The sequence below is a fragment of the Streptomyces sp. WMMC940 genome, from assembly GCF_027460265.1.
Classification (GTDB): Bacteria; Actinomycetota; Actinomycetes; order Streptomycetales; family Streptomycetaceae; genus Streptomyces.
Genome location: NZ_JAPZBC010000001.1, coordinates 4,708,585 through 4,734,332 on the forward strand (window position 1 = coordinate 4,708,585; position 25,748 = coordinate 4,734,332).

Annotated in this window: 22 protein-coding genes; 19 read left to right on the top strand and 3 right to left on the bottom strand. The window is 72.7% G+C overall.

All coding sequences use genetic code 11. The annotated features are described in order from the left end of the window. Positions 1-127: 127 nt before the first annotated feature. The 6 genes from O7595_RS20685 to O7595_RS20710 all read left to right on the top strand — a co-directional run bounded on the left by O7595_RS20685 (position 128) and on the right by O7595_RS20710 (position 7,259). Positions 128-721 carry a CGNR zinc finger domain-containing protein gene (locus O7595_RS20685; protein ID WP_269730139.1) on the top strand — a complete coding sequence of 198 codons (594 nt, stop codon included), beginning with the start codon at positions 128-130 and terminating at the stop codon, positions 719-721. 184 nt (positions 722-905) lie between these two features. Then, a complete protein-coding gene (locus tag O7595_RS20690; protein WP_026165301.1) occupies positions 906-1,493 on the top strand; it encodes a sigma-70 family RNA polymerase sigma factor in 588 nt (195 codons plus the stop codon). Continuing rightward, positions 1,490-2,341, top strand: coding sequence for an anti-sigma factor family protein (locus O7595_RS20695; protein WP_269730140.1), 852 nt, complete (start codon positions 1,490-1,492; stop codon positions 2,339-2,341). Before O7595_RS20690 ends, O7595_RS20695 begins: the two co-directional genes overlap by 4 nt. A 102-nt stretch (positions 2,342-2,443) precedes the next feature. Further along, positions 2,444-4,729, top strand: a complete 2,286-nt coding sequence (locus O7595_RS20700) for a HelD family protein (protein ID WP_269730141.1) — start codon at positions 2,444-2,446, stop codon at positions 4,727-4,729. Between the two features lie 460 nt (positions 4,730-5,189). After that, the gene (locus tag O7595_RS20705; RefSeq protein WP_269730142.1) at positions 5,190-6,623 is read left to right on the top strand and encodes an NAD-dependent malic enzyme; all 1,434 of its coding nucleotides are present in this window, start codon (positions 5,190-5,192) and stop codon (positions 6,621-6,623) included. 354 nt (positions 6,624-6,977) lie between these two features. Then, complete coding sequence (locus O7595_RS20710) at positions 6,978-7,259, top strand: HU family DNA-binding protein (protein WP_017947975.1); 282 nt, start codon at positions 6,978-6,980, stop codon at positions 7,257-7,259. A 472-nt stretch (positions 7,260-7,731) separates the two neighbouring features. On the opposite strand, the gene murA is transcribed toward O7595_RS20710, so the two are convergent. Further along, on the bottom strand, positions 7,732-9,072 hold the full coding sequence (gene murA, locus O7595_RS20715; RefSeq protein WP_269730143.1) for a UDP-N-acetylglucosamine 1-carboxyvinyltransferase: 1,341 nt from the start codon (positions 9,070-9,072) through the stop codon (positions 7,732-7,734). A 287-nt stretch (positions 9,073-9,359) separates the two neighbouring features. On the opposite strand from murA, the gene O7595_RS20720 reads away from it, so the two are divergent. The 7 genes from O7595_RS20720 to O7595_RS20750 all read left to right on the top strand — a co-directional run bounded on the left by O7595_RS20720 (position 9,360) and on the right by O7595_RS20750 (position 18,100). Next, positions 9,360-9,920, top strand: a complete 561-nt coding sequence (locus O7595_RS20720) for a YqgE/AlgH family protein (RefSeq protein ID WP_269730144.1) — start codon at positions 9,360-9,362, stop codon at positions 9,918-9,920. A 30-nt stretch (positions 9,921-9,950) separates the two neighbouring features. Beyond that, the gene (locus tag O7595_RS20725) at positions 9,951-10,238 is read left to right on the top strand and encodes a DUF3039 domain-containing protein (protein WP_138054965.1); all 288 of its coding nucleotides are present in this window, start codon (positions 9,951-9,953) and stop codon (positions 10,236-10,238) included. A 402-nt stretch (positions 10,239-10,640) separates the two neighbouring features. Further along, a complete protein-coding gene (locus O7595_RS33925; protein WP_443071678.1) occupies positions 10,641-10,895 on the top strand; it encodes a hypothetical protein in 255 nt (84 codons plus the stop codon). A gap of 105 nt (positions 10,896-11,000) precedes the next feature. Beyond that, a complete protein-coding gene (locus tag O7595_RS20735) occupies positions 11,001-12,698 on the top strand; it encodes a beta-N-acetylhexosaminidase (protein ID WP_269730145.1) in 1,698 nt (565 codons plus the stop codon). A 286-nt stretch (positions 12,699-12,984) separates the two neighbouring features. Then, the gene (locus tag O7595_RS20740; RefSeq protein WP_269730146.1) at positions 12,985-13,863 is read left to right on the top strand and encodes an FAD binding domain-containing protein; all 879 of its coding nucleotides are present in this window, start codon (positions 12,985-12,987) and stop codon (positions 13,861-13,863) included. Next, positions 13,860-15,800: a 2Fe-2S iron-sulfur cluster-binding protein gene (locus O7595_RS20745; protein ID WP_269730147.1), complete on the top strand. Its 1,941-nt coding sequence runs from the start codon at positions 13,860-13,862 to the stop codon at positions 15,798-15,800. Before O7595_RS20740 ends, O7595_RS20745 begins: the two co-directional genes overlap by 4 nt. Next, positions 15,797-18,100 (top strand): xanthine dehydrogenase family protein molybdopterin-binding subunit, encoded by a 2,304-nt coding sequence (locus tag O7595_RS20750; protein WP_269730148.1) that lies wholly within the window; start codon positions 15,797-15,799, stop codon positions 18,098-18,100. The genes O7595_RS20745 and O7595_RS20750 overlap by 4 nt, the downstream gene beginning before the upstream one ends. 141 nt (positions 18,101-18,241) lie before the next feature. Here the strand turns inward: O7595_RS20750 and O7595_RS20755 are convergent, their stop codons facing one another. Continuing rightward, the gene (locus O7595_RS20755) at positions 18,242-18,625 is read right to left on the bottom strand and encodes a VOC family protein (RefSeq protein WP_269730149.1); all 384 of its coding nucleotides are present in this window, start codon (positions 18,623-18,625) and stop codon (positions 18,242-18,244) included. 123 nt (positions 18,626-18,748) lie between these two features. Here O7595_RS20755 and O7595_RS20760 point away from each other — a divergent pair, with 123 nt between their 5' ends. From O7595_RS20760 to O7595_RS20785, 6 genes are all read left to right on the top strand, one after another. After that, positions 18,749-20,260, top strand: a complete 1,512-nt coding sequence (locus O7595_RS20760; protein ID WP_269730150.1) for an MFS transporter — start codon at positions 18,749-18,751, stop codon at positions 20,258-20,260. Between the two features lie 272 nt (positions 20,261-20,532). After that, the gene (locus O7595_RS20765) at positions 20,533-20,733 is read left to right on the top strand and encodes a hypothetical protein (RefSeq protein ID WP_269730151.1); all 201 of its coding nucleotides are present in this window, start codon (positions 20,533-20,535) and stop codon (positions 20,731-20,733) included. Continuing rightward, the gene (locus tag O7595_RS20770) at positions 20,730-21,125 is read left to right on the top strand and encodes a type II toxin-antitoxin system death-on-curing family toxin (RefSeq protein ID WP_269730152.1); all 396 of its coding nucleotides are present in this window, start codon (positions 20,730-20,732) and stop codon (positions 21,123-21,125) included. Before O7595_RS20765 ends, O7595_RS20770 begins: the two co-directional genes overlap by 4 nt. 163 nt (positions 21,126-21,288) lie before the next feature. Next, entirely contained in the window at positions 21,289-23,073 is a 1,785-nt protein-coding gene (locus O7595_RS20775; protein WP_269730153.1) for a DEAD/DEAH box helicase, read from the top strand. A gap of 380 nt (positions 23,074-23,453) precedes the next feature. After that, entirely contained in the window at positions 23,454-24,095 is a 642-nt protein-coding gene (locus O7595_RS20780; protein ID WP_138054972.1) for an IclR family transcriptional regulator, read from the top strand. A gap of 130 nt (positions 24,096-24,225) precedes the next feature. After that, positions 24,226-25,023 (top strand): S16 family serine protease, encoded by a 798-nt coding sequence (locus O7595_RS20785; protein ID WP_269730154.1) that lies wholly within the window; start codon positions 24,226-24,228, stop codon positions 25,021-25,023. A 144-nt stretch (positions 25,024-25,167) separates the two neighbouring features. Here O7595_RS20785 and O7595_RS20790 read toward each other — a convergent pair whose 3' ends face one another. After that, positions 25,168-25,641: an Lrp/AsnC family transcriptional regulator gene (locus O7595_RS20790; RefSeq protein WP_093660443.1), complete on the bottom strand. Its 474-nt coding sequence runs from the start codon at positions 25,639-25,641 to the stop codon at positions 25,168-25,170. Positions 25,642-25,748 lie beyond the last annotated feature (107 nt).

Genomic DNA, 25,748 nt, shown 5'->3' on the forward strand with positions numbered 1-25,748 from the left:
CCCCCGGAGGTGTCCCGTCGTCCCGCGTGGGATCGGGGCGCGCCCGGCCGCCCGACGCCCCGGGCTCGTACCCGGGGTTCGTTCCCGGGGGGTTCCCGGGGCGGGCTCGCAGAGGCACCCTGAGTCCATGGGCATCGGCTCGTACGACGGGCGGTTCGACTCCGGGCGCGTCTGCCTGGACCTCGTGGCGGCGGGGCCGGAGGACCCCGGAAGGCTCGGGCGGTGGCTCATGGCGGCCGGACTGCTGCCGCCGGGCACTCCGCTGGGCGCGGTGACCGCGCGGTGGGTGCCCCCGTTCCGCGAACTCCGCGCCTGTGTGGAGGGCTTGGTGGACGCCCAGATCGACCATCGTCCGGGCGTACCCGCTCCCGGGCGCCACGGCGTTCCGGACGGCGCCCTCGTACGGCTCAACGCGTTCGCCTCCGCCTCCGCCCCGCCCGCCGTCACGGCCGTGCGCGACGACGAGGGCGAACTCGTCCGGGCCCCGCTCGCCCGCCCCGAATGCGCCGCGCTGCTCGCCGCCGTCGCCCGCGACGCGGTGGACCTGCTCACCGATCCCGTGGCCCGCGCCAGGCTCCGCCGCTGCGAGGGCGACGGCTGCCGCCGTGTGTATCTCGACACATCCCGGGGCCGGCGTCGTCGTTGGTGCTCCAGCGAGGTGTGCGGCAATCGGGAGCGCGTGGCGCGGCACCGGCGTCGTGCGGCGCTCTCCAGGGCCTGACAGGAGATCATTTCGCGGCGCTATGACCGGTATCGCCGACCGGATCGGCGGGCAACCGGGCGTCACGCCGAAAAATCTTGGAAGTTTTTCCCGGACGCGTTGAGTCGATCGGCGGCCCCCTCCGTAGTGATGGACGACAGACAAGCAGTCAGACATCAGACAGGGTCTCGACCGGGAGGTTCAGGTGCGCAAGGATGCCGCCGTGGCCGATGACCGTTCAGGCAGGGCCCGGCATCGCGCCGACTCGTCGCGCACCAGCACATCCGTCCCTGACGAGGAGCTGATGCGCGTGCTGTATCAGGAGCACGCCGGACCTCTCCTCGCCTATGTGCTCCGCCTCGTGGCCGGCGACCGCCAGCGTGCCGAGGACGTGGTACAGGAGACGCTCATCCGTGCCTGGAAGAACGCCGGTCAGCTCAATCGGGCCACCGGCTCTGTCCGACCCTGGCTGGTGACGGTCGCAAGGCGTATCGTCATCGACGGTCACCGCAGCCGGCAGGCCCGGCCGCAGGAGGTCGATCCGTCGCCGCTGGAGGTCATGCCCGCGGAGGACGAGATCGACAAGGCGTTGTGGCTGATGACGCTATCCGATGCGCTCGATGATTTGACCCCTGCTCACAGGGAAGTACTCGTCGAGACGTATTTCAAAGGGCGTACGGTCAATGAGGCGGCCGAGAAGCTCGGCATACCCAGCGGGACCGTGCGGTCCCGTGTGTTCTACGCACTGCGTTCCATGAAGCTCGCTCTGGAGGAGAGGGGGGTCACGGCATGAACAGGCAGGACCAGTTCGGGCATTTCGGACAGTCCGAAGAGGGGTCGGTCCACGAGACGGCCGGGGCGTACGTCCTCGGCATCCTCGACGACGCGGAAGCCACCGCGTTCGAGGCGCATCTGGCCGGCTGCGACATCTGTGCCGCCCACCTCGAGGAGTTCGCGGGCATGGAGCCGATGCTGGCGATGCTCGCCGAGGCCCCGGCGCAGCCGGCCGTGCCCCGGCAACCCACCGCGCTGCCCTTCGACAGCAGGATCATGCAGCCGCCGCCCCGGCCCACCGCCACGGTCCCGACGGCGCCGAGCCCGCAGCTGCTGGACCGGCTCGTGGACGAGGTCGCGGTCAAGCGCTCCCGGAAGCGCCGTCGCAGCATGTACATGATCGCGGCTTCGGCCGTGCTGATCCTGGGCGGTCCCGCGGTCGCGGTGGTCGTCACCCAGGACGACGCCACGGCGGGCAACGTCGCGGCGCCGCACCCGACCAGCCCCGCGGAGGACGAGTTCTTCGCCGGCATGGCGGAGAAGGTCGAGGCGACGGACGCGGTCACCAAGGTCACCGCCACCGTCGGCCTGGAGGAGAAGGGCTGGGGCACCCACGCGGTCCTGGAGCTCAAGAACGTCAAGGGCCCCCAGAAGTGCAGCCTCATCGCCGTCTCCAGGAGCGGTGAGGAGGAGGTCGTGACCTCCTGGTCCGTCCCCGAGCGCGGGTACGGCATCGCCGACAGCACGAACAAAGAGGCCAAGAAGCCCCTGTACATCCACGGCGGCGCCGCGATGGACCGCAACGAGATCGATCACTTCGAGGTCCGCACCTTCGACGGGAAGCGCCTGGTGGAGGTCGGCGCCTGAACCACGGACACCCGGACCACGACAGCGGACCTTCCGCCTGACATAACGGCCCCCTTCGCGTACGGTTGACGGCTGCCCAGTGCACGTCAGAAGGGGGCCACGGTGGCCGCGCAGGAAGCCGCTGTCGACTCGGTCCGGGACCGCGAGATCCTTGTCGAACAGGACCATCTGGACCAGGTGTACCGCCGCCTCGAGGAGAAGATCCACGAGGCGGAGTTCCTGATGGACGACGCCGCCAAACGCGGCCAGGTCGGCACCCCCGGCGCGCTCGCCGAGCGGGACGCCCAGGTGTTCCGGGCCGGGATCCACCTCAACCGGCTCAACAGCGAGTTCGAGGACTTCCTCTTCGGCCGGATCGACCTGCTGCGCGGCAAGGACGGCAAGAAGGGGCCCGACGGGGCGTACACCTCCGTCGAGCCGGCCGAGGACGCCGTGCGGGCGGACGGTACGGGGCAGTACGCCGACATCGCCGAGACGCTGCACATCGGCCGGATCGGCGTGCTCGACAGCGACTACGCGCCCCTGGTCATCGACTGGCGCGCCCCGGCCGCGGCGCCCTTCTACCGCTCCACCCCCGTCGACCCCGGCCGTGTCGTGCGCCGTCGCGTCATCCGTTCCAAGGGCCGCCGCGTCCTCGGCGTCGAGGACGACCTGATGCGCCCAGAGCTGACCGCACGCCTCGGCGGCGCCGAACTGCCCGTCGTCGGCGACGGCGCCCTGATGGCCGCGCTCGGCCAGGCCCGCACCCACACCATGCGGGACATCGTGTCCTCCATCCAGGCCGAGCAGGACCTGGTGATCAGGGCGCCCGCCGCCTCGGTCACGGAGGTCTCCGGCGGCCCGGGCACCGGGAAGACGGCCGTCGCGCTCCACCGGGCCGCGTACCTGCTCTACCAGGACCGACGCCGGTACGCGGGCGGCATCCTGGTGGTCTCCCCGACCCCGCTGCTGGTCGCCTACACCGAGGGCGTGCTGCCCTCGCTGGGCGAGGAGGGGCAGGTCGCGATCCGGGCGGTCGGCTCCCTGGTGGACGGGGCCGAGGCCACCACGTACGACGATCCGGCCGTCGCCCGCGTCAAAGGCTCGCTGCGGATGCTGAAGGTGCTGCGCAAGGCGGCCCGCGGCGCCCTGGAGCTCGGCGAGACACCCGACCGGCTGCGGGTGGTGGCCTTCGGCCGCCGGCTGGAGCTGGAGTCCGACGAGCTCCAGCGCATCCGCCACAACACGCTGGGCGGCACCGCGCCGGTCAACCTGCTGCGGCCGCGGGCCCGGCGACTGCTCCTGGACGCCCTGTACGCGAAGTCGGGCGCGGCCGGCCGGCACACCGACCCGGAGCTGGCCGCCGAGCTGCGCTCCTCCTTCGACGACGACGTCACCTCGGAGGACTCCTTCATCGACTTCCTCGATGCCTGGTGGCCCGAGCTGACGCCGCTCGGGGTGCTCGCGGCGATGGCCGACGAGCGCCGGCTAGGCCGCTGGTCACGAAGGGTCCTCAACCCCGGCGAGGTGCGAAGACTCGCCCGCAGCCTGAGACGCGACGGCCTGTCCGCGCACGACGTCGCGGCCCTCGACGAACTCCAGGCGATCCTCGGCACCCCGGTCCGCCCGAGGAAGAAGCGCGAGGCCGATCCGCTGGACCAGCTCACCGGACTGGAGGAGCTGATGCCGCAGCGCGAGGAGTCCCAGCGCGAGCGGGCCGAGCGGCTGGCTGCGGAACGCACCGAGTACGCCCACGTCATCGTGGACGAGGCGCAGGACCTCACGCCCATGCAGTGGCGGATGGTCGGCCGCCGCGGCCGGCACGCCACCTGGACGATCGTGGGCGATCCCGCCCAGTCGTCCTGGTCGGACCCGGACGAGGCCGCCGAGGCCCGCGACGACGCCCTCGGCACCCGCCCGCGCCGGCGCTTCGAACTCACCGTGAACTACCGCAACCCCTTGGAGGTCGCCGAGCTCGCCGCCCGGGTGCTGACGCTGGCCATGCCGGGAATGGTGGCGCCCCGCGCCGTCCGCTCGACGGGCCTGCGGCCCCGGTTCGCGGTGGCGCGCGACGACCTGGAGCGGACCGTCCGGCTGGAGACCCAGCGACTCCTGGACGAGGTGGACGGCACCGTCGGCGTCGTGGTCGCGATGGACCGGCGCGCGGAGGCCACCCGCTGGCTCGACGGTCTCGGCGACCGCGCGGTCGCCCTCGGTTCGCTCGAGGCGAAGGGGCTGGAGTACGACGCGACGGTGGTCGTCTCGCCCGCGGAGATCGCCGACGAGTCGCCGGCCGGCCTGCGGGTGCTGTACGTGGCGCTGACCCGCGCCACCCAGCAGCTCACCGTGGTCTCGGGCCGGCGCGACGAGCCGGACGCGGACGGGGTCCCGGATCTGCTGAGGGACTGAGGGCCCGCCCGGACCTGCCGGGGGACGTCCCGCACGCCCCCCGTCCTGTTGGCGGACCGCGGGCCGGACGGGGCGGACGGCCGAACGGGGGTCAACTCGCGGAGCGGGGAATCACCTTCTGGGACTCTTTGTTAGCCTGTGTGTGGCACCGGCTCGATCCAAGCCCCCGGGCCCAACCTTCGTCCCTCAGAGGGACCACTTGCCGCGAGGCGAGCATGGCGGGTCGGTGTCACCAGAGCATCGGGAAGAGGAGGTCCGCGTCACCACGGTGACGCGGACCTCTTCCGTTTCCCCGTTCTTCTGCCGCTCCATTGCTTCTCGTATGGTGGAAGAAATTTTCCAAAACCAAAACGACCAGTATTACCTGCTACTGGCAGGTAGGTGCGACCATCGGATGGCTCCGCCCGGTCACCACCGGGCGGTGCGGCAACGAAGCTAGGGAAAGCAGAGGAACTCGGCCATGGCAACGGCGCCCAGCGTCTCGTACTCGATGACGGTCCGGCTGGAGGTGCCCGCGAGCGGAACCGCGGTCTCGCAGCTCACCACCGCCGTGGAGTCCTCCGGCGGCTCGGTCACCGGTCTCGACGTCACCGCGTCCGGCCACGAGAAGCTCCGGATCGACGTCACCATCGCGGCGACCTCCACGACGCACGCGGACGAGATCGTCGAGAAGCTGAACGGCATCGAGGGCGTCACCCTCGGCAAGGTGTCCGACCGGACCTTCCTCATGCACCTCGGCGGCAAGATCGAGATGCAGTCCAAGCACCCCATCCGCAACCGTGACGACCTCTCCATGGTCTACACCCCGGGCGTGGCCCGCGTGTGCATGGCCATCGCCGAGAACCCCGAGGACGCCCGCCGCCTCACCATCAAGCGCAACTCCGTCGCCGTCGTGACGGACGGCTCCGCCGTGCTCGGCCTCGGCAACATCGGCCCGAAGGCCGCCCTGCCCGTCATGGAGGGCAAGGCGGCCCTCTTCAAGCGCTTCGCCGGCATCGACGCCTGGCCGATCTGCCTGGACACCCAGGACACCGACGCCATCGTCGAGATCGTCAAGGCCATCGCCCCGGGCTTCGCCGGCATCAACCTGGAGGACATCTCCGCGCCCCGCTGCTTCGAGATCGAGGCACGGCTGCGCGAGGCCCTCGACATCCCGGTCTTCCACGACGACCAGCACGGCACCGCGATCGTCGTGCTCGCCGCCCTCACCAACGCACTGCGCGTGGTGGGCAAGGCGGTTGGGGACGTCCGGGTCGTGATGTCCGGCGCCGGAGCGGCCGGTACGGCCATCCTGAAGCTGCTCATCGCGGCGGGCGTGAAGCACGCCGTCGTCGCCGACATCCACGGCGTCGTGCACGCCGGCCGCGAGGACCTCGTGGACGCCGCCCCCGGGTCGGCGCTGCGCTGGATCGCCGACAACACCAACCCCGAGGGCGTCACCGGCACGCTGAGGGAAGCGGTGCGCGGCGCCGACGTGTTCATCGGCGTCTCCGCCCCGAACGTGCTGGGCGCGGAGGACGTCGCGCGGATGGCGGACGGCGCGATCGTGTTCGCGCTCGCGAACCCCGACCCCGAGGTGGACCCGGCAATCGCCCGGCAGACCGCGGCAGTTGTGGCCACCGGCCGCAGCGACTTCCCGAACCAGATCAACAACGTGCTGGTGTTCCCGGGTGTCTTCCGCGGCCTCCTGGACGCGCAGTCGCGCACCGTCAACACGGAGATGATGCTCGCCGCGGCCACGGCGCTGGCGGACGTCGTCACCGAGGACGAGCTCAACCCGAACTACATCATCCCGTCCGTCTTCAACGACAAGGTCGCCGGCGCCGTCGCCGGGGCCGTCCGGGACGCCGCGAGGGCGGCGGGCGCGGCTGTGACGGGCCCCACCCCGTCCTGAGTCCGGCGCGTCGCGAGTCGCGGGCCCGGAAAACCGCCCTTAGGGTGGCGGACCATGGGCCCGCTACGGGCCGCACGACTTCGGAGGATCCGTCCTCCGGAGGCTCCTTCGGACCGTTCCGGCTCCGTGGAGTCCGCAGGGAGTCGACGGAACGTCACCGGAACGAGCCAGTGGCGCTTTTCGTGTGACTCCGGAGGGTGCCGGATTGGCTTTCCCGCCGCTGGTGGGGGCAGGATGCTCAATTGGGCGCGAGGGTCTGACAGCAGACCCGGGTCCGGGGAACTGTCCGAGGGCCCTGGCAGCATCGGCTTCGATCTCACGCCTCACAGGCAAGAAGAACACGGGAGTAAGAACATGAACCGCAGTGAGCTGGTGGCCGCGCTGGCCGACCGTGCCGAGGTGACCCGCAAGGACGCCGACGCTGTGCTGGCCGCCTTCGCCGAGGTCGTCGGCGAGATCGTCGCCAAGGGCGACGAGAAGGTCACCATCCCCGGTTTCCTGACCTTCGAGCGCACCCACCGTGCCGCTCGCACCGCTCGTAACCCGCAGACCGGCGACCCGATCCAGATCCCGGCCGGCTACAGCGTGAAGGTCTCCGCGGGCTCCAAGCTCAAGGAAGCCGCGAAGGGCAAGTAAGCCCCAGAGCGCGAGGGCGGCCACTTCCCGTCGGGGGGTGGCCGCCTTCGCGCTGTCCGAGGCCGCGACGGGCCGCGGCGCCCCGGTCGGGACCCCGCGCACGCCTGGGCCGCCGAGGAGGCCGCCTCAGGGAGGCGTGCGTTGCCCACCGGGGCGTCGGGGCGGGGCGCACGGGACCGTGGGCGGCCCCGCCGCGCCGCCGCGCGCGGCCTTCGGCGCGAGTGCGGCCGTGCCGCCCGAGCGCGGCGCCCGGCCGTGGGCGCCCGGCGTCGGCGGTGCGGGGAGGTGTCTGCCTGCGGCCGTGGTGCGTGCCTGCGGTGCACGGGGGACGGGCGCCTGTACGCGGTCGGGTCGGAGGCGAGGTGCCCGCGGTCGCGCGGGGACGGCGCACCCGCCCCCGTCGCGTACGGGAACGCACCGAGCGCCGGCGGGCCGCGGGGCGCCCGGACCGGCGCTCGGAGAGACGGGTGGGTCAGACGACCGCGCCGCGCGGAAGCTCGACCTTCGCGCCGAGCTCGACGAGCTTCTCCATGAAGTTCTCGTAGCCGCGGTTGATGAGGTCGATCCCGTGCACCCGGGACGTCCCCTGCGCCGCCAGCGCCGCGATCAGGTACGAGAAGCCGCCGCGCAGGTCGGGGATCACCAGATCCGAGCCCTGGAGCTTCGTCGGGCCGGACACGACCGCCGAGTGCAGGAAGTTGCGCTGGCCGAAGCGGCAGTCCGAGCCGCCCAGGCACTCCCGGTACAGCTGGATGTGCGCACCCATCTGGTTGAGCGCCGAGGTGAAGCCGAGCCGTGACTCGTACACCGTCTCGTGCACGATCGACAGGCCCGCAGCCTGCGTGAGCGCCACCACCAGGGGCTGCTGCCAGTCCGTCTGGAAGCCGGGGTGCACGTCGGTCTCCAGGGCGATCGCGTTGAGGGAGCCGCCCGGGTGCCAGAAGCGGATGCCCTCGTCGTCGATCTCGAAGGCGCCGCCGACCTTCCGGTAGGTGTTGAGGAAGGTCATCATCGAGCGCTGCTGCGCGCCGCGCACGTAGATGTTGCCCTCGGTCGCCAGCGCCGCCGAGGCCCAGGACGCCGCCTCCAGCCGGTCCGGGAGCGCCCGGTGGGTGTAGCCGCCGAGGCGGTCCACACCGGTGATCCGGATGGTCCGGTCGGTGTCCATGGAAATGATCGCGCCCATTTTCTGCAGGACGCAGATCAGGTCCTCGATCTCCGGCTCCACCGCCGCGTTCGACAGCTCCGTGACGCCCTCCGCCAGCACCGCGGTCAACAGCACCTGCTCGGTGGAGCCGACCGACGGATACGGCAGTCGGATCTTGCATCCGCGAAGCCGCTGCGGGGCCTCCAGGTACTGCCCGTCCGCCCGCTTCTCGATCTTCGCACCGAACTGCCGCAGCACGTCGAAGTGGAAGTCGATCGGCCGGCCGCCGATGTCGCAGCCGCCCAGCCCCGGGATGAAGGCGTGCCCGAGCCGGTGCAGCAGCGGGCCGCAGAACAGGATCGGAATGCGCGATGAACCGGCGTGGGCGTCGATGTCCGCGACGTTGGCGCTCTCGACGTGTGTCGGGTCGAGCACCAGTTCGCCGGGCTCGTCCCCGGGGCGCACCGTCACCCCGTGCAGCTGCAGCAGACCGCGGACGACCCGTACGTCGCGGATGTCGGGCACGTTGCGCAGCCGGCTCGGCTCGCTGCCGAGCAGCGCGGCGACCATAGCCTTCGGCACCAGGTTCTTGGCGCCGCGGACGCGGATCTCGCCCTCCAGCGGGGTTCCGCCGTGGACAAGCAGTACATCGTCTGTGCCGGTCATGAATCTCGCGTTCCGGAGGGTCCTCCCAGTGGAGCCGGGGAGGAGTTCGGGCAGGGGCCAGAGAAAAGGTTAAGGCCCTCCTACCCCTGTCTCGTAAGGCCAAGGGCACACCACAGGTGTAATGAATTCGGCACAATACGTTCTGTTTCGTTGCGCCTCCGGAGGGTCACCATCCGCTTTCTTCGGCGGGCGCGCCCTCCCGCTGCCGCGGTGCGCCCTGAGCTGCGTCGGCCCGGACCGGGACGCCCGCTCCCCGCGGAGGGCGAAGATGCGGGATCATGTCTCCCATGACCGAGGTGTCCTCCCTCACAGGGCGGCTGCTCGTCGCCACTCCGGCCCTCGCGGACCCGAACTTCGACCGCGCGGTGGTGCTCCTGCTCGACCATGACGAGGAAGGATCCCTCGGCGTGGTCCTCAACCGGCCCACCCCCGTCGGCGTCGGCGACATCCTGGAGCCCTGGGCAGGTCTGGCCGGTGAGCCCGGCGTGGTCTTCCAGGGCGGTCCCGTCTCCCTCGACTCGGCGCTCGGCCTCGCCGTCATCCCCGGTGACGAGGGGCCGCTCGGATGGCGCAGGGTCCACGGGGCGATCGGCCTCGTCGACCTGGAGGCCCCGCCGGAGCTGCTCGCCTCCTCGCTGGGCTCGCTGCGGATCTTCGCGGGCTACGCGGGCTGGGGGCCGGGTCAGCTGGAGGACGAGCTGGGCGAGGGTGCCTGGTACGTCGTGGAGTCCGAGCCCGGTGACGTCTCCTCCCCGCGGCCGGAGTCGCTGTGGCGGTCCGTGCTGCGGCGGCAGCGCAACGAACTCGCGATGGTGGCCACCTATCCGGACGACCCGTCGCTGAACTGAATCCGCGCGGCTTGAGTACCCTTGGCAGCTATGAGCACTCTCGAGCCCGAGCGCGGGGCAGGTACGGGCACCCTCGTGGAGCCGACACCCCAGGTGTCGCACGGCGACGGCGACCACGAGCGCTTCGCCCATTACGTCCAGAAGGACAAGATCATGGCGAGTGCCCTCGACGGCACTCCCGTGGTGGCACTGTGCGGCAAGGTCTGGGTTCCGGGGCGCGACCCCAAGAAGTACCCGGTGTGCCCGATGTGCAAGGAGATCTACGAGTCCATGGGCTCCGGTGGGGACAAGGACAAGGGCGGCAAGGACAAGAAGTAGCCGGGCGGCCGGTCCGCCGGCCGCCGGACCTTCCTTCCGGCTCGGGGACGGCCCCCGGGACGCACCGGCGTGGTGCGTCCCGGGGGCCGTTCGTGTTGCCCGGCGCCCGCGCGGTGTCTCCCCGGCCCCCGCACGTCGGTGCGCCGCTGCCCGTACGCGTCCCGTCGCACGGTGTGCGCCGCCGGTCGCGGAGTGGTAGATCGGCGACAAGCCGAAGGAGCAGGTCGTCGACGCGGCGATTGCGTCGTTCCGGGCCAGGCCGCGAGGGTCCGGAGGTGGCGGTCGAGTACATACCCACCGGTACGCGCGCCCAGCGGATCAAGGCGGCCCTCAACGACCCGGGGAGCGCGCCCGATCTGGTCGGGCACGGCAACACGGACTCGGCCGGATACGTCGGGGACGGTGGACTCCCCGACGTCACCGAGGAGTTCGGCCCGGGCGGAGGCGACGGACGCCGGCCCCACCGCCATGGAGTCGGTGACGGCGATCGGCGGCGACTCCAACCGTGCGGCCGTCGGGGTGGGCGAGGTGAAGGGCGAGTGCGCGGTCGTCCCGCAGCCCGGTGTCAACGCGGGCTCGATCGCCGGGCCTTCGCGGGCCGCCGACATCGGTGCAACGGGGAGCAGTTCGCACCGTACGCTTCGGTGGACCTCATGAAGTCGCCGGCCGGCAAGGAGATCCGGGGAAGGCCGTTCGGCGCGATCGTACTCGTGCAACGGCGTCCGGTCCCCGGGTCGGGCGGCGCCGTGAAGGACTGAGGGCATGAGCGAGCGTTCCCGTTTCCCCGAGCCCCGGCTGGAACTGATTCCGGCTCCGGTACGGGTGTCCGCCTCGCTGCCGGGCGGTGGCACCGGGTGCGTCATCGACGCGGAGACCGGGTTCGAGGCGCACCCCGGCACCGAGCGGGTCGCCGGGTGGCTGCGTGCGACCGTCGGTGCGGCCACCGGCCACCCGTTCCCGCCGCACACGGGCAGCGGCAACCGTGTCCTGCTGCGCGTCGTCCCCTGGCTCGCCGAAGAACTCGGCAGCCCCGAGGCGTACCGCTTCACGGCGGACGGTCTCGTGGTCGCCATCGACGGAGCGAGCGAGGCGGGGGTGTTCTGGGGGGCCCAGACGTTCCGCCAGTTGCTCGGCCCGGACGCCTTCCGGCGTGCTCCCGTGACCGGGAGGCGGGAGTGGGAGGTGCCCGCCGTCACCATCCACGACGCACCGCGCTTCCGCTGGCGCGGTCTGATGCTCGACGTGGCCCGGCACTTCCGCCCCAAAGAGGACGTCCTGCGGATGCTGGACCTGCTCGCGGCCCACAAGCTCAACACGTTCCACTTCCATCTCACCGACGACCAGGGCTGGCGCATCGAGATCAGGCGCCGTCCGCGCCTCACCGGGGTCGGCGCCTGGCGTTCCCGCACGAAGTGGGGACACCGCGCGTCCGCGCTCTGGGACGAGACACCGCACGGCGGTTACTACTCCCAGGACGACATCCGCGAGATCGTCGCCTACGCCGCCGAGCGCCACATCACGGTCGTTCCGGAGATCGACGTCCCCGGCCACTCGCAGGCCGCCGTCGCCGCGTACCCGGAGCTCGGCAACACCGACGTCGTCGACACCACCGCTCTGTCCGTGTGGGACAGCTGGGGCGTCAGCCCGAACGTCCTCGCCCCCACCGAGACCACCCTCCGCTTCTACGAAGGGGTCTTCGAGGAGGTCCTGGAGCTCTTCCCCGCCTCCGTCTCCCCGTTCGTCCACATCGGGGGCGACGAGTGCCCCAGGGACCAGTGGCAGGCGTCCCCGGCCGCCCGGGCCCGCATGGCGGAGCTGGGCCTCGCGGGCGAGGACGAACTCCAGTCCTGGTTCGTCCGGCACTTCGACCGCTGGCTCGCCGACCGCGGCCGCCGGCTCGTCGGCTGGGACGAGATCCTGGAGGGCGGGACCGCGGAACGGGGCCTCACCCCGGGCGCCGTGGTGTCCTCCTGGCGCGGCTACGCGGGCGGGATCGCCGCCGCACACGCGGGCCACGACGTGGTCATGTGCCCCGAGCAGCAGGTGTATCTCGACCACCGGCAGGCCGCCGGGGAGGACGAGCCGATGCCCATCGGGTACGTGCGCACGCTGGAGGACGTCTTCCGCTTCGAGCCGGTTCCGCCGGAGCTCGCCGGGACGCCCGGGACCGCTCGGGTCCTCGGCGCCCAGGCCAACGTCTGGACCGAGGTGATGCAGGACCGTTCACGCGTCGACTACCAGGTCTTCCCGCGCCTCGCGGCCTTCGCGGAGGTCGTCTGGTCCGACCTGCCCGTCCCCGCCGACCGGGACTTCGCGGACTTCGAGCGGCGCATGTCCGTCCACTACGCCCGGCTTGACGCGCTCGGCGTCGACTACCGGCCGCCCGGGGGCCCGTTGCCGTGGCAGACGCGACCGGGTGTGCTCGGACGCCCGATCGAGGGGGCGCCCCCAAACGTGTGAGCCCTGTCCCAACGGGGTGTTCCGGATACGGCTCCCTGGGACCGTGGAGGTCCACGGGGAAAAGTCGTACAAGGGACGCCTTGGACCGGCAATCCGCTTGTGACGGCAATGCCGTATCAATTCGGGCATTTTCCCAAGTAAGGGAAATCCGGGACGGATGCATCCTTCGCGGACCCCCGCGCCGGACCGCTCGGAAGATGTGCCAGAGTTGCCACGTCCGGGCTGTGAGCACGTACGGTACGGCAACACAGGCGGACAGCCGGGACACCGGGAAGGGGCAGCTGGGTTGACCACGCACGCACCGCAGGCGGCGCAGTCCGTGACACTGCCGGCCTCGCTCGACGAGGCCGTGGCGGCGCTCACCGCCATGCCCGCCGCCGTGCCGGTCGCAGGCGGCACGGATCTGATGGCTGCCGTCAACAAGGGCCGGCTCAGGCCCGCGGGCCTCGTCGGGCTCGGCCGCATCAACGAGATCCGCGGCTGGCAGTACCAGGACGGCCACGCCCTGCTCGGCGCCGGACTCACCCACTCCCGGATGGGCCGGCCCGACTTCGCCGCGCTCATCCCGGCGCTCGCCGCCTCCGCCCGGGCCGCCGGACCCCCGCAGATCCGCAACGCGGGCACCCTCGGCGGCAACATCGCGACCGCCGCTCCCACCGGCGACACGCTGCCGGTGCTGGCCGCCCTGGAGGCGGACCTGGTCATCGCGGGGCAGGGCGGGGCGACCCGCGAGGTCCCCGTCTCCCATCTGCTGGCCGGCCGCGAAATGCTCGGCCCCGCCGAGCTGATCGGCTTCGTGCGGGTTCCGCTCCTGCACGCGCCGCAGGTGTTCCTCAAGGCCACCGGGCGCACCGGCCCCGGCCGGGCCACGGCTTCCGTCGCCGTCGTCCTCGACCCGGCGCGGCGCGGGGTGCGCTGCGCGGTCGGGGCGATCGCCCCGATGCCGCTGCGCCCGCTGGAGGCGGAGCGCTGGATCGCCTCGCTGATCGACTGGGACGGCGAGCGCGGACTCGCCCCCGAGGCGCTGGCCGCGTTCGGCGAGTACGTGGCGGCCGCCTGCATCCCGGACCAGGAGGGCGACGAGCAACTGCCGCCCGCGGTCCTGCACCTGCGGCGCGTGGTCGCCGCGCTGGCCCGACGAGCGCTGGGGAGGGCACTGTCGTGAGCTCCGAGGAGAACGAGTCCCGGGACGCCGCCCCGCACGGCGGCGGCTGGCAGCCGATCCCGCAGGGCGGCGAGTACGACGTCGAGGCCACCGCCTTCGTCCGACTGCCGCCCGAGGACATGCTCGACGCGCCGCTCGCCGCTCCCGGTCACGGCTACGTGCCCCCGCAGATCCCGCCCGTGAACCAGGACGACCCGTCCGGCCCCGGTGGCGCGGGCGGCTGGACCGTACCGCAGCAGGCGTCGGACGGCGAGCGGCCGCACCACTGGACGGCACCGGAGGCGGGGCGGCCCCCGGGCTCCTACGACCCGTACGCCGGGCAGCAGCCGTACGCCGGTCCCGGCCCACAGGACGGACCGGATCCCCGGGGCGACCGCGAGCCGCACGACGCGTACGGCCCGCAGGGCGTGCGGGGCGGTCAGGACGCGTACGGCGCGCAGGACCCGCACGGCACTCCCCGGGCATACGGCGCACAGGATCCCTACGGCGAGGACGAGCCGCACGGCTCAGGAGGTCCGTACGGCGAGGACGAGCCGCACGCCGGGCACGGCCGGCAGGGCGGCGGGGACCCGCGTGGCGCGCAGGCCGCCCACGACCCGCACGTCACGGGTCAGTGGACGTTCCCGGAAGTGGAGCGGCCGTCGTCCGGCCCGACCGCGGCGCCCGCCGCAGGAGACCTCACCGGCCAGTGGACCATCCCGGTCGCCCAGGGGGACATCCCGGAGGAATCGGGCGAGTTCACGACGTCCGCGCTGGCCGCCCAGTGGGGCGGTCGCACCCCGCCGGCCACCCTGCCGGGCGGAGCGCCCGCCCCGTGGGCCACCACACCCGACGGCGGCACCCCGGCCGAAGGCACCCCCGTCGGCGGTACACCCGCCGCCGGCACGCCGGTACCCGGAGCCGGCCACCCCGCCACCCTCCCCGGCGGGGCACCCGCCCCCTGGGCGACCGAGGCGTACCCCGCCCGCGAGGAGCAGGCCGGCCCCGCCGCCGAACCCCACGCCGGGCAGCCCTCCGGGCCCTCCGACGAGCGGCACGGCAGGCGAGACGACGAGACGCACCCGGGGGCCGGGGGCGACGCGTCCGATGCCGTGGCCGACCCGGAGCGGAGCGCGGGGGACGCCGAGGACCGCTCCCAAGCCGGCACCACCGAAGCCGGCACCATCGAAGCCGGTCGGGCCGAGGGCTCCGAGGGCCACGGAGCCCCGGAGTCCGAGACGGCCCCGCAGGACCCGTCCGGAACGCCCGAGGCCGAGGGCACCGCCGCCCCGGACGCCTCCGGTGCCGAGGAGGAGCTCGCGACCACCCCTGCTGCGACGGCGAACGACGAGCACCCGCACACCTCGTACCTCCTGCGCGTGAACGGCGCCGACCGGCCCGTCACCGACGCGTGGATCGGCGAGTCCCTGCTCTACGTGCTGCGTGAGCGCCTCGGGCTCGCGGGTGCCAAGGACGGCTGCTCGCAGGGCGAGTGCGGCGCCTGCAACGTCCAGGTCGACGGCCGGCTCGTGGCCTCCTGCCTGGTGCCCGCGGCGACCGCGGCCGGCTCCGAGGTCCGCACCGTCGAGGGCCTGGCCGCCGACGGAGAGCCCTCCGACGTCCAGCGGGCCCTCGCCGCCTGCGGAGCCGTCCAGTGCGGCTTCTGCATCCCGGGCATGGCCATGACCGTGCACGACCTGCTGGAGGGCAACCACGCCCCCACGGAACTCGAAACCCGCCAGGCCCTCTCCGGAAACCTCTGCCGCTGCTCCGGCTACCGGGGCGTCCTCGACGCCGTACGCGAGGTGGTCGCCGGACGCGAGGCGAGCGCCGCCGCGGCCGCCGAAGCAGGCGACGAGGCCCACGCAGGGACCCAGGAGGGGGCCCGCATCCCGCACCAGGCGCCCCCGGGCGCCGGTAGTGTGCAGCCCCACCCGCACGACGGAGGCATGGTGTGAGCAACGACGCGGCGATCGCGGCCCCGGCGGTCGACGGCCCCGAGCAGGAGCCGCCCGCTCACGGCCTCGGTGCCTCCCTCCCGCAGGCGGACGCCCGCGCCAAGACCGAGGGCACCTTCCCGTACGCCTCGGACCTGTGGGCCGAGGGACTGCTCTGGGCGGCGATCCTGCGCTCCCCGCACCCCCACGCCCGGATCACCGCCGTCGACACCTCCGCCGCCGCCGTGATGCCGGGCGTGCGGGCCGTCGTCACCCACAGCGACGTGCCCGGCGACGCCGCCTACGGACGCGGGGTCGCCGACCGGCCCGTCTTCGCCTCCGACGTCGTCCGCCACCACGGGGAGGCCATCGCCGCGGTCGCCGCGGACCACCCCGACACGGCCCGGCTCGCCGCCGCGGCCATCACCGTCGAGTACGAGGTCCTCGAACCGGTCACCGACCCCGAGAAGGCGTTCGCCGCCGAGCCGCTGCATCCCGACGGCAACCTCATCCGCCACATCCCGCTGAGCTACGGCGACCCGGACGTCAACGGAGAGGTCGTCGTCGAGGGGCTCTACCGCATCGGCCGCCAGGACCCCGCCCCCATCGGGGCCGAGGCCGGCCTCGCCGTGCCGCGCCCCGACGGCGGTGTCGAGCTGTACACCGCCTCCACCGACCCGCACACCGACCGCGACCTCGCGGCCGCCTGCTTCGGCCTGGACAAGGAGCGGGTGAAGGTCGTCGTCACCGGCGTGCCCGGCGCGACCGGTGACCGGGAGGACCCGGGCTTCCAGATCCCGCTCGGGCTGCTCGCCCTGCGCACCGGCTGCCCGGTCAAACTCGCCGCCACCCGCGAGGAGTCCTTCCTCGGCCACGCCCACCGCCATCCCACACTGCTGCGCTACCGCCACCACGCCGACGCCGACGGCAAGCTGCTGAAGGTCGAGGCGCAGATCCTGCTGGACGCGGGCGCGTACGCCGAGGCCTCCTCCGAGTCCCTCGCCGCCGCCGTCGCCTTCGCCTGCGGCCCGTACGTCGTGCCGCACGCCTTCATCGAGGGCTGGGCCGTCCGCACCAACAACCCGCCCTCCGGCCATGTGCGCGGAGAGGGCGCGCTGCAGGTCTGCGCCGCGTACGAGGCCCAGATGGACAAGCTGGCCGCGAAGCTCGGCCAGGACCCGGTCGAGGTCCGGCTCCGCAACGTGCTCGCCACCGGCGACATCCTGCCCACCGGCCAGACCGTCACCTGCCCCGCGCCGGTCGCCGAACTGCTGCAGGCCGTCCGCGACTTCCCGCTCCCGCCGCTTCCCAAGGACACCCCCGAGGAGGCCTGGCTGCTGCCCGGCGGACCCGAGGGCGCGGGCGAACCCGGCGCGGTGCGGCGCGGCGTCGGCTACGCGCTCGGCATGGTCCACATGCTCGGCGCGGAAGGCACCGACGAGGTGTCCACGGCCACGGTGAAGGTCCAGGACGGCGTGGCCACGGTGATCTGCGCGGCCGTCGAGACCGGGCAGGGCTTCTCGACCCTCGCCCGCCAGATCGTGCAGGAGACGCTCGGCATCGAGGAGGTGCACGTCGCCTCCGTCGACACCGACCAGCCCCCGGCGGGCCCGGCCGCCCACGGGCGGCACACCTGGGTCTCCGGCGGCGCGGTCGAGCGCGCCGCCAAGATGGTCCGTACGCAGCTGCTGCAGCCGCTGGCCCACAAGTTCGGCATGTCCACCGAGCTGCTGCAGATCACCGACGGCAAGATCACCTCGTACGACGGCGTCCTGTCCACGACGGTCACCGAGGCCATGGACGGCAAGGAGCTCTGGGCCACCGCCCAGTGCCGCCCGCACCCCACCGAGCCCCTCGACGACCACGGCCAGGGCGACGCGTTCGTCGGTCTCGCCTTCTGCGCGATCCGCGCGGTCGTCGACGTCGACATCGAACTCGGGTCGGTGCGCGTCGTGGAGATGGCCGTCGCCCAGGACGTGGGCCGCATCCTCAACCCCGCCCAGCTCGCCACCCGGATCGAGGCGGGCGTCACCCAGGGCGTCGGTGCCGCACTCACCGAGAACCTCCGTACCGCCCGCGGCCTGGTCCGCCACCCCGACCTCACGGGCTACGCCCTGCCGACGGCACTCGACGCCCCCGACGTCCGCATCGTCAAACTCGTCGAGGAACGCGACGTGGTGGCTCCCTTCGGCGCGAAGGCGGCCAGTGCCGTCCCGGTCGTCACCTCCCCGGCCGCCGTCGCCTCCGCCGTCCGTGCGGCCACGGGCCGCCCGGTCAACCGACTCCCGATCCGGCCGCAGGCGGCGGTGGCCACGCCGTAGCGGACCGGGCCTCCCCGTACGGCACGCCGCGACCACGCACGGGTTCGGGCACTGACGCCGACGGGACCCCGGCCCCACGCGAACGGCCGGGCGGCCTGGCACCGGCACTCGCGTGGCCGGAGCGGCTCGAGGTCGACGTGATCAGAGGGGATGCAACCGGCCGCGCAGGAGGCAGAACTCGTTGCCTTCCGGGTCGGCCAGTACGTGCCAGTTCTCGTCGCCGGTCTGGCCGACGTCGGCGCGTCTGGCACCGAGAGCGAGCAGCCTCTCCAACTCGGCTTCCTGGTCGCGATCGGTGGGGTTGACGTCGATGTGCAGTCGGAGCTTCCCGGTCCGCGGGGCGCCGCCGGGGCTGAGGACGAGGGTGGGCTGCGGTCCCCCGAAGCCGGCGTCGGGCGGACCGATCTCGATGCTTCCGTCGTCCTCCCGGCCGAGTTCGACGTAACCGAGGACCTGGCTCCAGAACACGGCCAGCCGGTCCGGATCGGCGCAGTCGATGACCAGTTCACTGATGCGACATGCCATGGCCGTCAGTGTACGTAGGCAGGGGGAGAGCCTCACGGGGCCACAGCACTAGGACCGACGACCGAGCCGAACCCCGCCCCACGACAGGGGCCACCCGAAGCCATGCCCCTTACGCTTGAGCGCATGACAGCCCTCGAACCAGGTGACGCGGCCGGGACCGGTGACGCGGCGCTCAAGGAGGCCGGAGACGGCCGCGGCGGGACCGCGACGGCGAGCGGGACCGCGACCGACGCCGGGGGTGTGCTCGGGCGCAGTCTGCGTGCCCTCAGCGTCGGCATCGTGTCCGTCGTCCTGCTGATCGCGTTCGAGGCGACCGCCGTCGGCACGGCCATGCCCGTGGCCGCGCGGGAGCTGGACGGCGTCCCGCTGTACGCGTTCGCCTTCTCCGCGTACTTCACGACCAGCCTGTTCGGCATGGTGCTTTCGGGGCAGTGGGCCGACCGCAGGGGCCCCCTCGGGCCGCTGACCGCCGGGATCACCGCCTTCGCCCTGGGGCTCGTGCTGTCCGGTACGGCCTCCACGATGTGGTACTTCATCGCCGGCCGGGCCGTCCAGGGGCTCGGCGGCGGTCTGGTGATCGTCGCGCTGTACGTCGTCGTCGGCCGGGCCTATCCGGAGCACCTGCGTCCGACGATCATGGCCGCGTTCGCCGCGAGCTGGGTGATCCCCTCCGTCGTCGGACCGCTCGCGGCCGGGACGGTCACCGAACACCTCGGCTGGCGCTGGGTCTTCGTCGGTATCCCCGCTCTCGTCGTCGTCCCGCTCGCGCTCGCCCTGCCCGCGATACGGCGGCGGGCGTCGGGGCCGGTGGACCCGGAGGCGCCCGTTCCGGCGCTGGACCGGCGCAGGATCAGGCTGGCGTTCGGGATCTCCCTCGGCGCGGGAGTGCTCCAGTACGCCGCACAGGACCTGCGGTGGTTCTCACTGGCCCCGGCCGCGGCGGGCGCCGCGCTGCTCGTGCCGGCCGCGCTCGGGCTGCTGCCGCGCGGCACGTTCCGCTCGGCGCGCGGGTTGCCGTCGGTGGTGCTGCTGCGCGGCGTGGCCGCCGGGTCGTTCATCGCTGCGGAGTCCTTCGTACCGCTGATGCTGGTGACCCAGCGCGGGCTGTCGCCGACGCTGGCGGGACTGTCGCTCGCGGTGGGCGGGGCGACATGGGCACTGGGCTCGTTCGTCCAGTCCCGGCCTCGCCTGGAGCCGTACCGGGAACGACTGACCGTCACCGGCATGGTGCTCGTCGCGGCGGCGATCGCGACCGCGCCGAGCGTGCTGGTCCCCTCCGTGCCGGTGTGGGTCGTCGGGGTCGCCTGGGGATGGGGCTGCTTCGGCATGGGCCTGGTCATCTCCTCCACCAGCGTGCTGCTGCTGAAGCTGTCGCCGCCCGCGGAGGCCGGTACCAACTCCGCCGCGCTCCAGATCTCCGACGGACTGTCGAACGTCCTCCTGCTGGCCGCGGGCGGCGCCGCCTTCGCCGCCCTGGGTGGGGGAGCGGCGGGCGGCCACGGTGCGGTCGCGGCGGCGGGGGCGGGGAGCATCGCCCACCCGGCCGCCTTCGCGGCCGTGTTCCTGCCCATGGCGGCGGTCGCACTGCTCGGCGCCTGGGTCGCCACACGGCTGCACGAGCGCCGCGCCGGCTGATGCCGGGTCCGCCCGGTCGGGGCCCGGTTCGGACCGTTCCGTTGCGCCGTGCGCGGCCCGGGGCCGCGCCCGCCCCCGGAGGGCCGTCGGCCATCGCCCCGTCCGGTGCGGAGCACCGGCCTCGATCCGGGGCCGCCCGGGTACCGGACGTACGGCGGACGTCCGGCGGACGTCGACCGGAGGTGAAGCGTGACGGACGGCGTACCGTTCGAGGCCGCCGGACGCCCGGAATTCACCGCGCGGCCGGAAGCGGCCGCGCTTAGCATCGGGCCATGCACGAGCTCACGATCATCCTCACCGACGCGGAACGCGACGAACTGCACGACCTCGCCGACGCCCAGGGCCGGAACCCGGAGGAGCTCGCGCACGACGCGGTGCACCACTATCTGCGGGCGCAGAGCGAGCGGCTGGCCGCACTGGCCGGGCGACTGGCCCAGCAGCACGCGGGCCTGCTGAGGAGGCTCGGCGAATGACCCATCAGACCACGACCCAGACGCGCCACCTCACCGTGAGCGAGGTGACCGCGATCGCCCGGTTCGCCTTCGGTGGCCACCCGCCGGAGCTCCGCGCCGGCAGCCTCCTGGAGTCCGCCGTGCACCGGCCGCGCTCCCGGATGTACGGGGCGGCCGCGTACCCGGATCTCTGGGAGCAGGCCGGCGCACTGCTGCACGCGATCGCCTCGAACCACCCCTTCGTCGACGGCAACAAGCGCACGGCGTGGCTGTCGACGGCGGTGTTCCTCGCCCTGAACGGCGCCGACCCCGTCAACGTCGACCAGGACCGGGCGTACGACCTGGTCGTCTCCGTCGCGGCCGGTGAGATGACCGATCCGGCCCTGATCGGGGCCGTACTGCGCACCCTCTGAAGGGCGGTGGGCGGACGGTTCCGGTCGCACGGACCCGCGGTCTGTGAGGCGGGTCTCACCACGTCGCCTCCCGGCCGGGTGAGGGCCTCCCGGGAGTGGCCGCACCGGTAGGGTGGCCCGGTTGTCGTACGTAACGCCGTAGCCCTGCCTCGAACCGGAGACCGTGTCTACTACCGCCTCCCACCACCTCTCACCCGCCTTTCCCGGCCGTGCCCCCTGGGGTACGGCCAGCAAGTTGCGCGCCTGGCAGCAGGGCGCCATGGAGAGGTACGTCCAGGAACAGCCCCGTGACTTCCTCGCGGTGGCGACGCCCGGCGCCGGCAAGACGACGTTCGCGCTCACCCTCGCCTCCTGGCTGCTGCACCACCACGTCGTGCAGCAGATCACCGTGGTCGCGCCGACCGAGCATCTGAAGAAGCAGTGGGCGGCCGCGGCCGCGCGCATAGGCATCAAGCTCGACCCGGACTACAGCGCCGGGCCGCTGAGCAAGGAGTACGACGGGGTCGCCGTCACCTACGCCGGTGTCGGGGTGCGCCCGATGCTGCACCGCAATCGCAGTGAGCAGCGCAAGACCCTCGTCATCCTCGACGAGATCCACCACGCCGGTGACTCCAAGTCGTGGGGTGAGGCGTGCCTGGAGGCGTTCGAACCGGCCACCCGCCGCCTCGCCCTCACCGGTACGCCCTTCCGTTCCGACACCAACCCCATCCCCTTCGTCACGTACGAGGAGGGCAACGACGGCATCCGCCGCTCCGCCGCGGACTACACCTACGGCTACGGCAACGCCCTCGCCGACGGCGTCGTCCGTCCCGTGATCTTCCTGTCCTACAGCGGCAACATGCGCTGGCGCACCAAGGCCGGTGACGAGGTCGCGGCCCGGCTGGGCGAGCCGATGACCAAGGACGCCGTATCGCAGGCCTGGCGCACCGCGCTCGATCCGCGCGGCGACTGGATGCCGAACGTGCTGCGCGCCGCCGACCAGCGGCTGAGCGAGGTCAGAAAGGCCATCCCGGACGCGGGCGGTCTCGTCATCGCCTCCGACCAGGACTCGGCGCGCGCCTACGCCAAGCTCATCCGGGAGATCACCGGTACGAAGGCGACCGTCGTGCTGTCCGACGACGCGGGCGCGTCGCAGCGCATCGACGAGTTCAGCGACAACCAGGACCGCTGGATGGTCGCCGTCCGGATGGTGTCCGAGGGCGTCGACGTCCCCCGGCTCGCGGTCGGCGTGTACGCCACCACCATCTCCACACCCCTCTTCTTCGCCCAGGCCGTCGGCCGTTTCGTCCGGTCGCGGCGGCGCGGCGAGACGGCGTCGGTGTTCCTGCCGACGATCCCGATGCTGCTGAGCTTCGCCAATGAGATGGAGGTCGAGCGGGACCACGCGCTCGACCGGCCGAAGAAGGAGGGGGAGGAGGACCCCTACGCCGAGTCCGAGCAGGAGATGGACGAGGCGAACAAGCAGCAGGACGAGGACACCGGCGAACAGGACATGCTGCCCTTCGAGGCGCTGGAGTCCGACGCAGTATTCGACCGGGTGATGTACAACGGCGCCGAATTCGGGATGCAGGCCCACCCGGGCAGCGACGAGGAGCAGGACTACCTGGGCATTCCGGGGCTGCTGGAGCCGGATCAGGTGCAACTGCTGCTGCAGAAGCGGCAGGCGCGCCAGATCGCGCACAGCCGCAAGAAGCCGGACGCGGAGGCGGATCTGCTCGAACTGCCCGCGGAACGCCGGCCGGTGGTCTCGCACAAGGAACTGCTGGAGTTGCGGAAGCAGCTGAACACGATGGTGGGCGCGTACGTCCATCAGAGCGGCAAGCCGCACGGGGTGATCCACACCGAGCTGCGGAGGGTGTGCGGGGGGCCGCCGAGCGCGGAGGCGACGGCGGGGCAGATCCGGGAACGGATCAAGAAGGTGCAGGAGTGGGCCACGCGTATGCGCTGAGCGTACGCAGGAGCCGACGCCCGTGCGGTGGGCGTAAGGAGGGACGGTGCCGAGCACGTCGTCGGGGCGGGCAGTGCCCGTGCCGAGAACCCTCTTCGGCGGAGGCCGAAGAGGGAGTATCCCGTGAAGTCGCTGGTCGTCCCGACTTGCCCGTCGATGGAGGGCGGCACGAACCTTCGACGCCCGGATTCTGGACGAGGTCTTCCGCTGAGCGAACCGGCTCGCTACTGTCCCCGCAAATGAAACGCCCCGTGGCAGCGCCGCCGCGGAGCGCAGCCGGTGTGCCATGGCCTGCCGGCGGCCTCTCCGTGCGTCGCCGATGGGACCGGTGCCGCTGGCCGTGAGAGCGTCGCCGCACTCATCTCGAAGGAGAGGGCGTCGTGACCGCGGAGACCTCCCAGACGCTCGACAGAGGACTGCGCGTCCTCAAACTGCTCGCCGACACCGACCACGGGCTGACCGTGACCGAACTGTCCAACCGGCTCGGCGTCAACAGGACCGTCGTCTACCGTCTGCTCGCCACGCTCGAGCAGCACGCCCTGGTCCGCCGCGACTTGGGCGGCCGGGCCCGCGTGGGGCTGGGTGTGCTCCGCCTCGGCCGCCAGGTGCACCCGCTGGTACGGGAGGCCGCGCTGCCCGCGCTGCGCTCGCTCGCCGAGGACATCGGCGCGACCGCCCATCTCACGCTGGTCGACGGGGCGGAGGCGCTCGCGGTGGCGGTCGTCGAACCGACGTGGACGGACTACCACGTGGCGTACCGGGCCGGGTTCCGTCACCCGCTGGACCGGGGAGCCGCGGGCAAGGCGATCCTCGCCGCCCGCCAGGGAGGTCTCACCGAGCCCGCGTACACCCTCACGCACGGCGAACTGGAGGCGGGTGCGAGCGGAGCCGCCGCGGCACTCGTCGGGGTGACCGGTATAGAGGGCAGCGTCGGCGTCGTCATGCTGGCGGACTCGGTCCCCGAACGCGTGGGCCCGCGAGTGGTGGACGCCGCGCGCGAGGTCGCGGACGCGCTGCGCTGAGCGCCGGGCTGCCGCAGCCGTCGGGCCGCTCAGCCGCCTCCGCTCACCCGGGCGCGGGCACAGGCGCGGCCCGGTCGGGCCGGTTGCGGCCCCGGTCCGGGTGCGCCGGGCGGACCGATACATTGACAGCGTGTTCTCTCGCCTCTCGCGTCTCTCCCGTCCCCGGGCCCTCGCCGTCTGCGCCGTGCCCGTCGCCGCGCTGCTCGCGGTGGCGGCGTTCGCGCCCCTGCCGTTCACCGTGGCCCAGCCCGGCCAGACCACGAACGTGCTGGGGTTCGACCGGGGCAAGCCGGTGATCACGATCACCGGAGCCCCCGTGCGGCAGACGCAGGGACAGCTGCGGATGACGACCATCGTGGCGACCGGGCCCTCGGTCGACGTCGATCTCGGCGACGTGGCGGACGCGTGGATCCGCAAGGACCGGGCCGTGCTGCCGCACGACTCCGTCTACCCCTCCGGGCGGTCCGACGAGGAGATCGAGAAGCACAACACCGCCGAGATGCGGAAGTCCCAGAACAGCGCGGTGGACGCGGCCCTGGGCTACCTCGAGGAGGACCCGGCGAAGGTGAAGGTCACCCTGCATCTCGCCGATGTCGGCGGCCCGAGCGCGGGGCTGCTCTTCTCCCTCGGCATCGTGGACAAGCTCGCGGGCGACGGCACGGGCGGCGATCTCACCGGCGGCCGGAACATCGCGGGCACGGGCACGATCGACGCCGACGGCAAGGTCGGTGCGGTCGGCGGGGTGGCCCTGAAGACCCAGGCCGCGGCGCGTGACGGCGCCACCGTGTTCCTCGTCCCGAAGGCGGAGTGCGCCATCGCGCAGGAGCAGTTGCCCGAGGGCATGACGCTGGTTCCCGTCACCGAGCTGACCGACGCGGTGTCGTCGCTCAAGGCGCTGCAGAAGGGCGGCGACGTCCCCAAGTGCTGACGGGCCGGTGGCGCGACGTCCCGCCCCGAGCCGCTCTTGCCTCCGGTGCCGGCAGTCGGGTCCGCCCCGTCGCATCACGCCCGCCCCGCGTCCGGTGCCGGCGGTCGGGCCGGGCCCCGGCGCCCGGGTATCTCCTCACCGGCCTCAGCGGGCGTCCTCCGCGGCCTGCTCCACCAGCGGGATGATCCGCAGCGGCACCGGGTTCTCCATCACGATCGCCGTGGACGCCCGCACGATTCCCTCGAACCCGACGACGCGGTCGATCACCCGCTGGAGGTCCGCGTTGGACCGGGCGACCAGCCGGCACAGCATGTCGCCGTGACCGGTGGTCGTGTGCAGCTCCAGCACCTCGGGAACCGTGGCGAGGTGTGCCCGTACGTCGGCCCCCTGCCCCTGCTTGATCTCCAGGGTCGCGAACGCGGTCACCGGATAGCCCAGGGCGGACGGGTCGACGTCCGGGCCGAAACCGCGGATGACCCCGTGCGACTGGAGCCGGTCCAGCCGCGCCTGGACGGTGCCGCGGGCGACCCCGAGCCGGCGGGAAGCCTCCAGGACCCCGATCCTGGGCTCCCGTGCGAGCAGCACGATGAGCCTGCCGTCCAGATGATCGATCGCCACACCAGCCTCCCGAGTGGTCATCCTGTACAGGTCGCCCGAACAAATCGGACCTCGACCAAGCATATTGCCCAACAGATACACAAACTATTGCGCAGCTTGTGGATCGG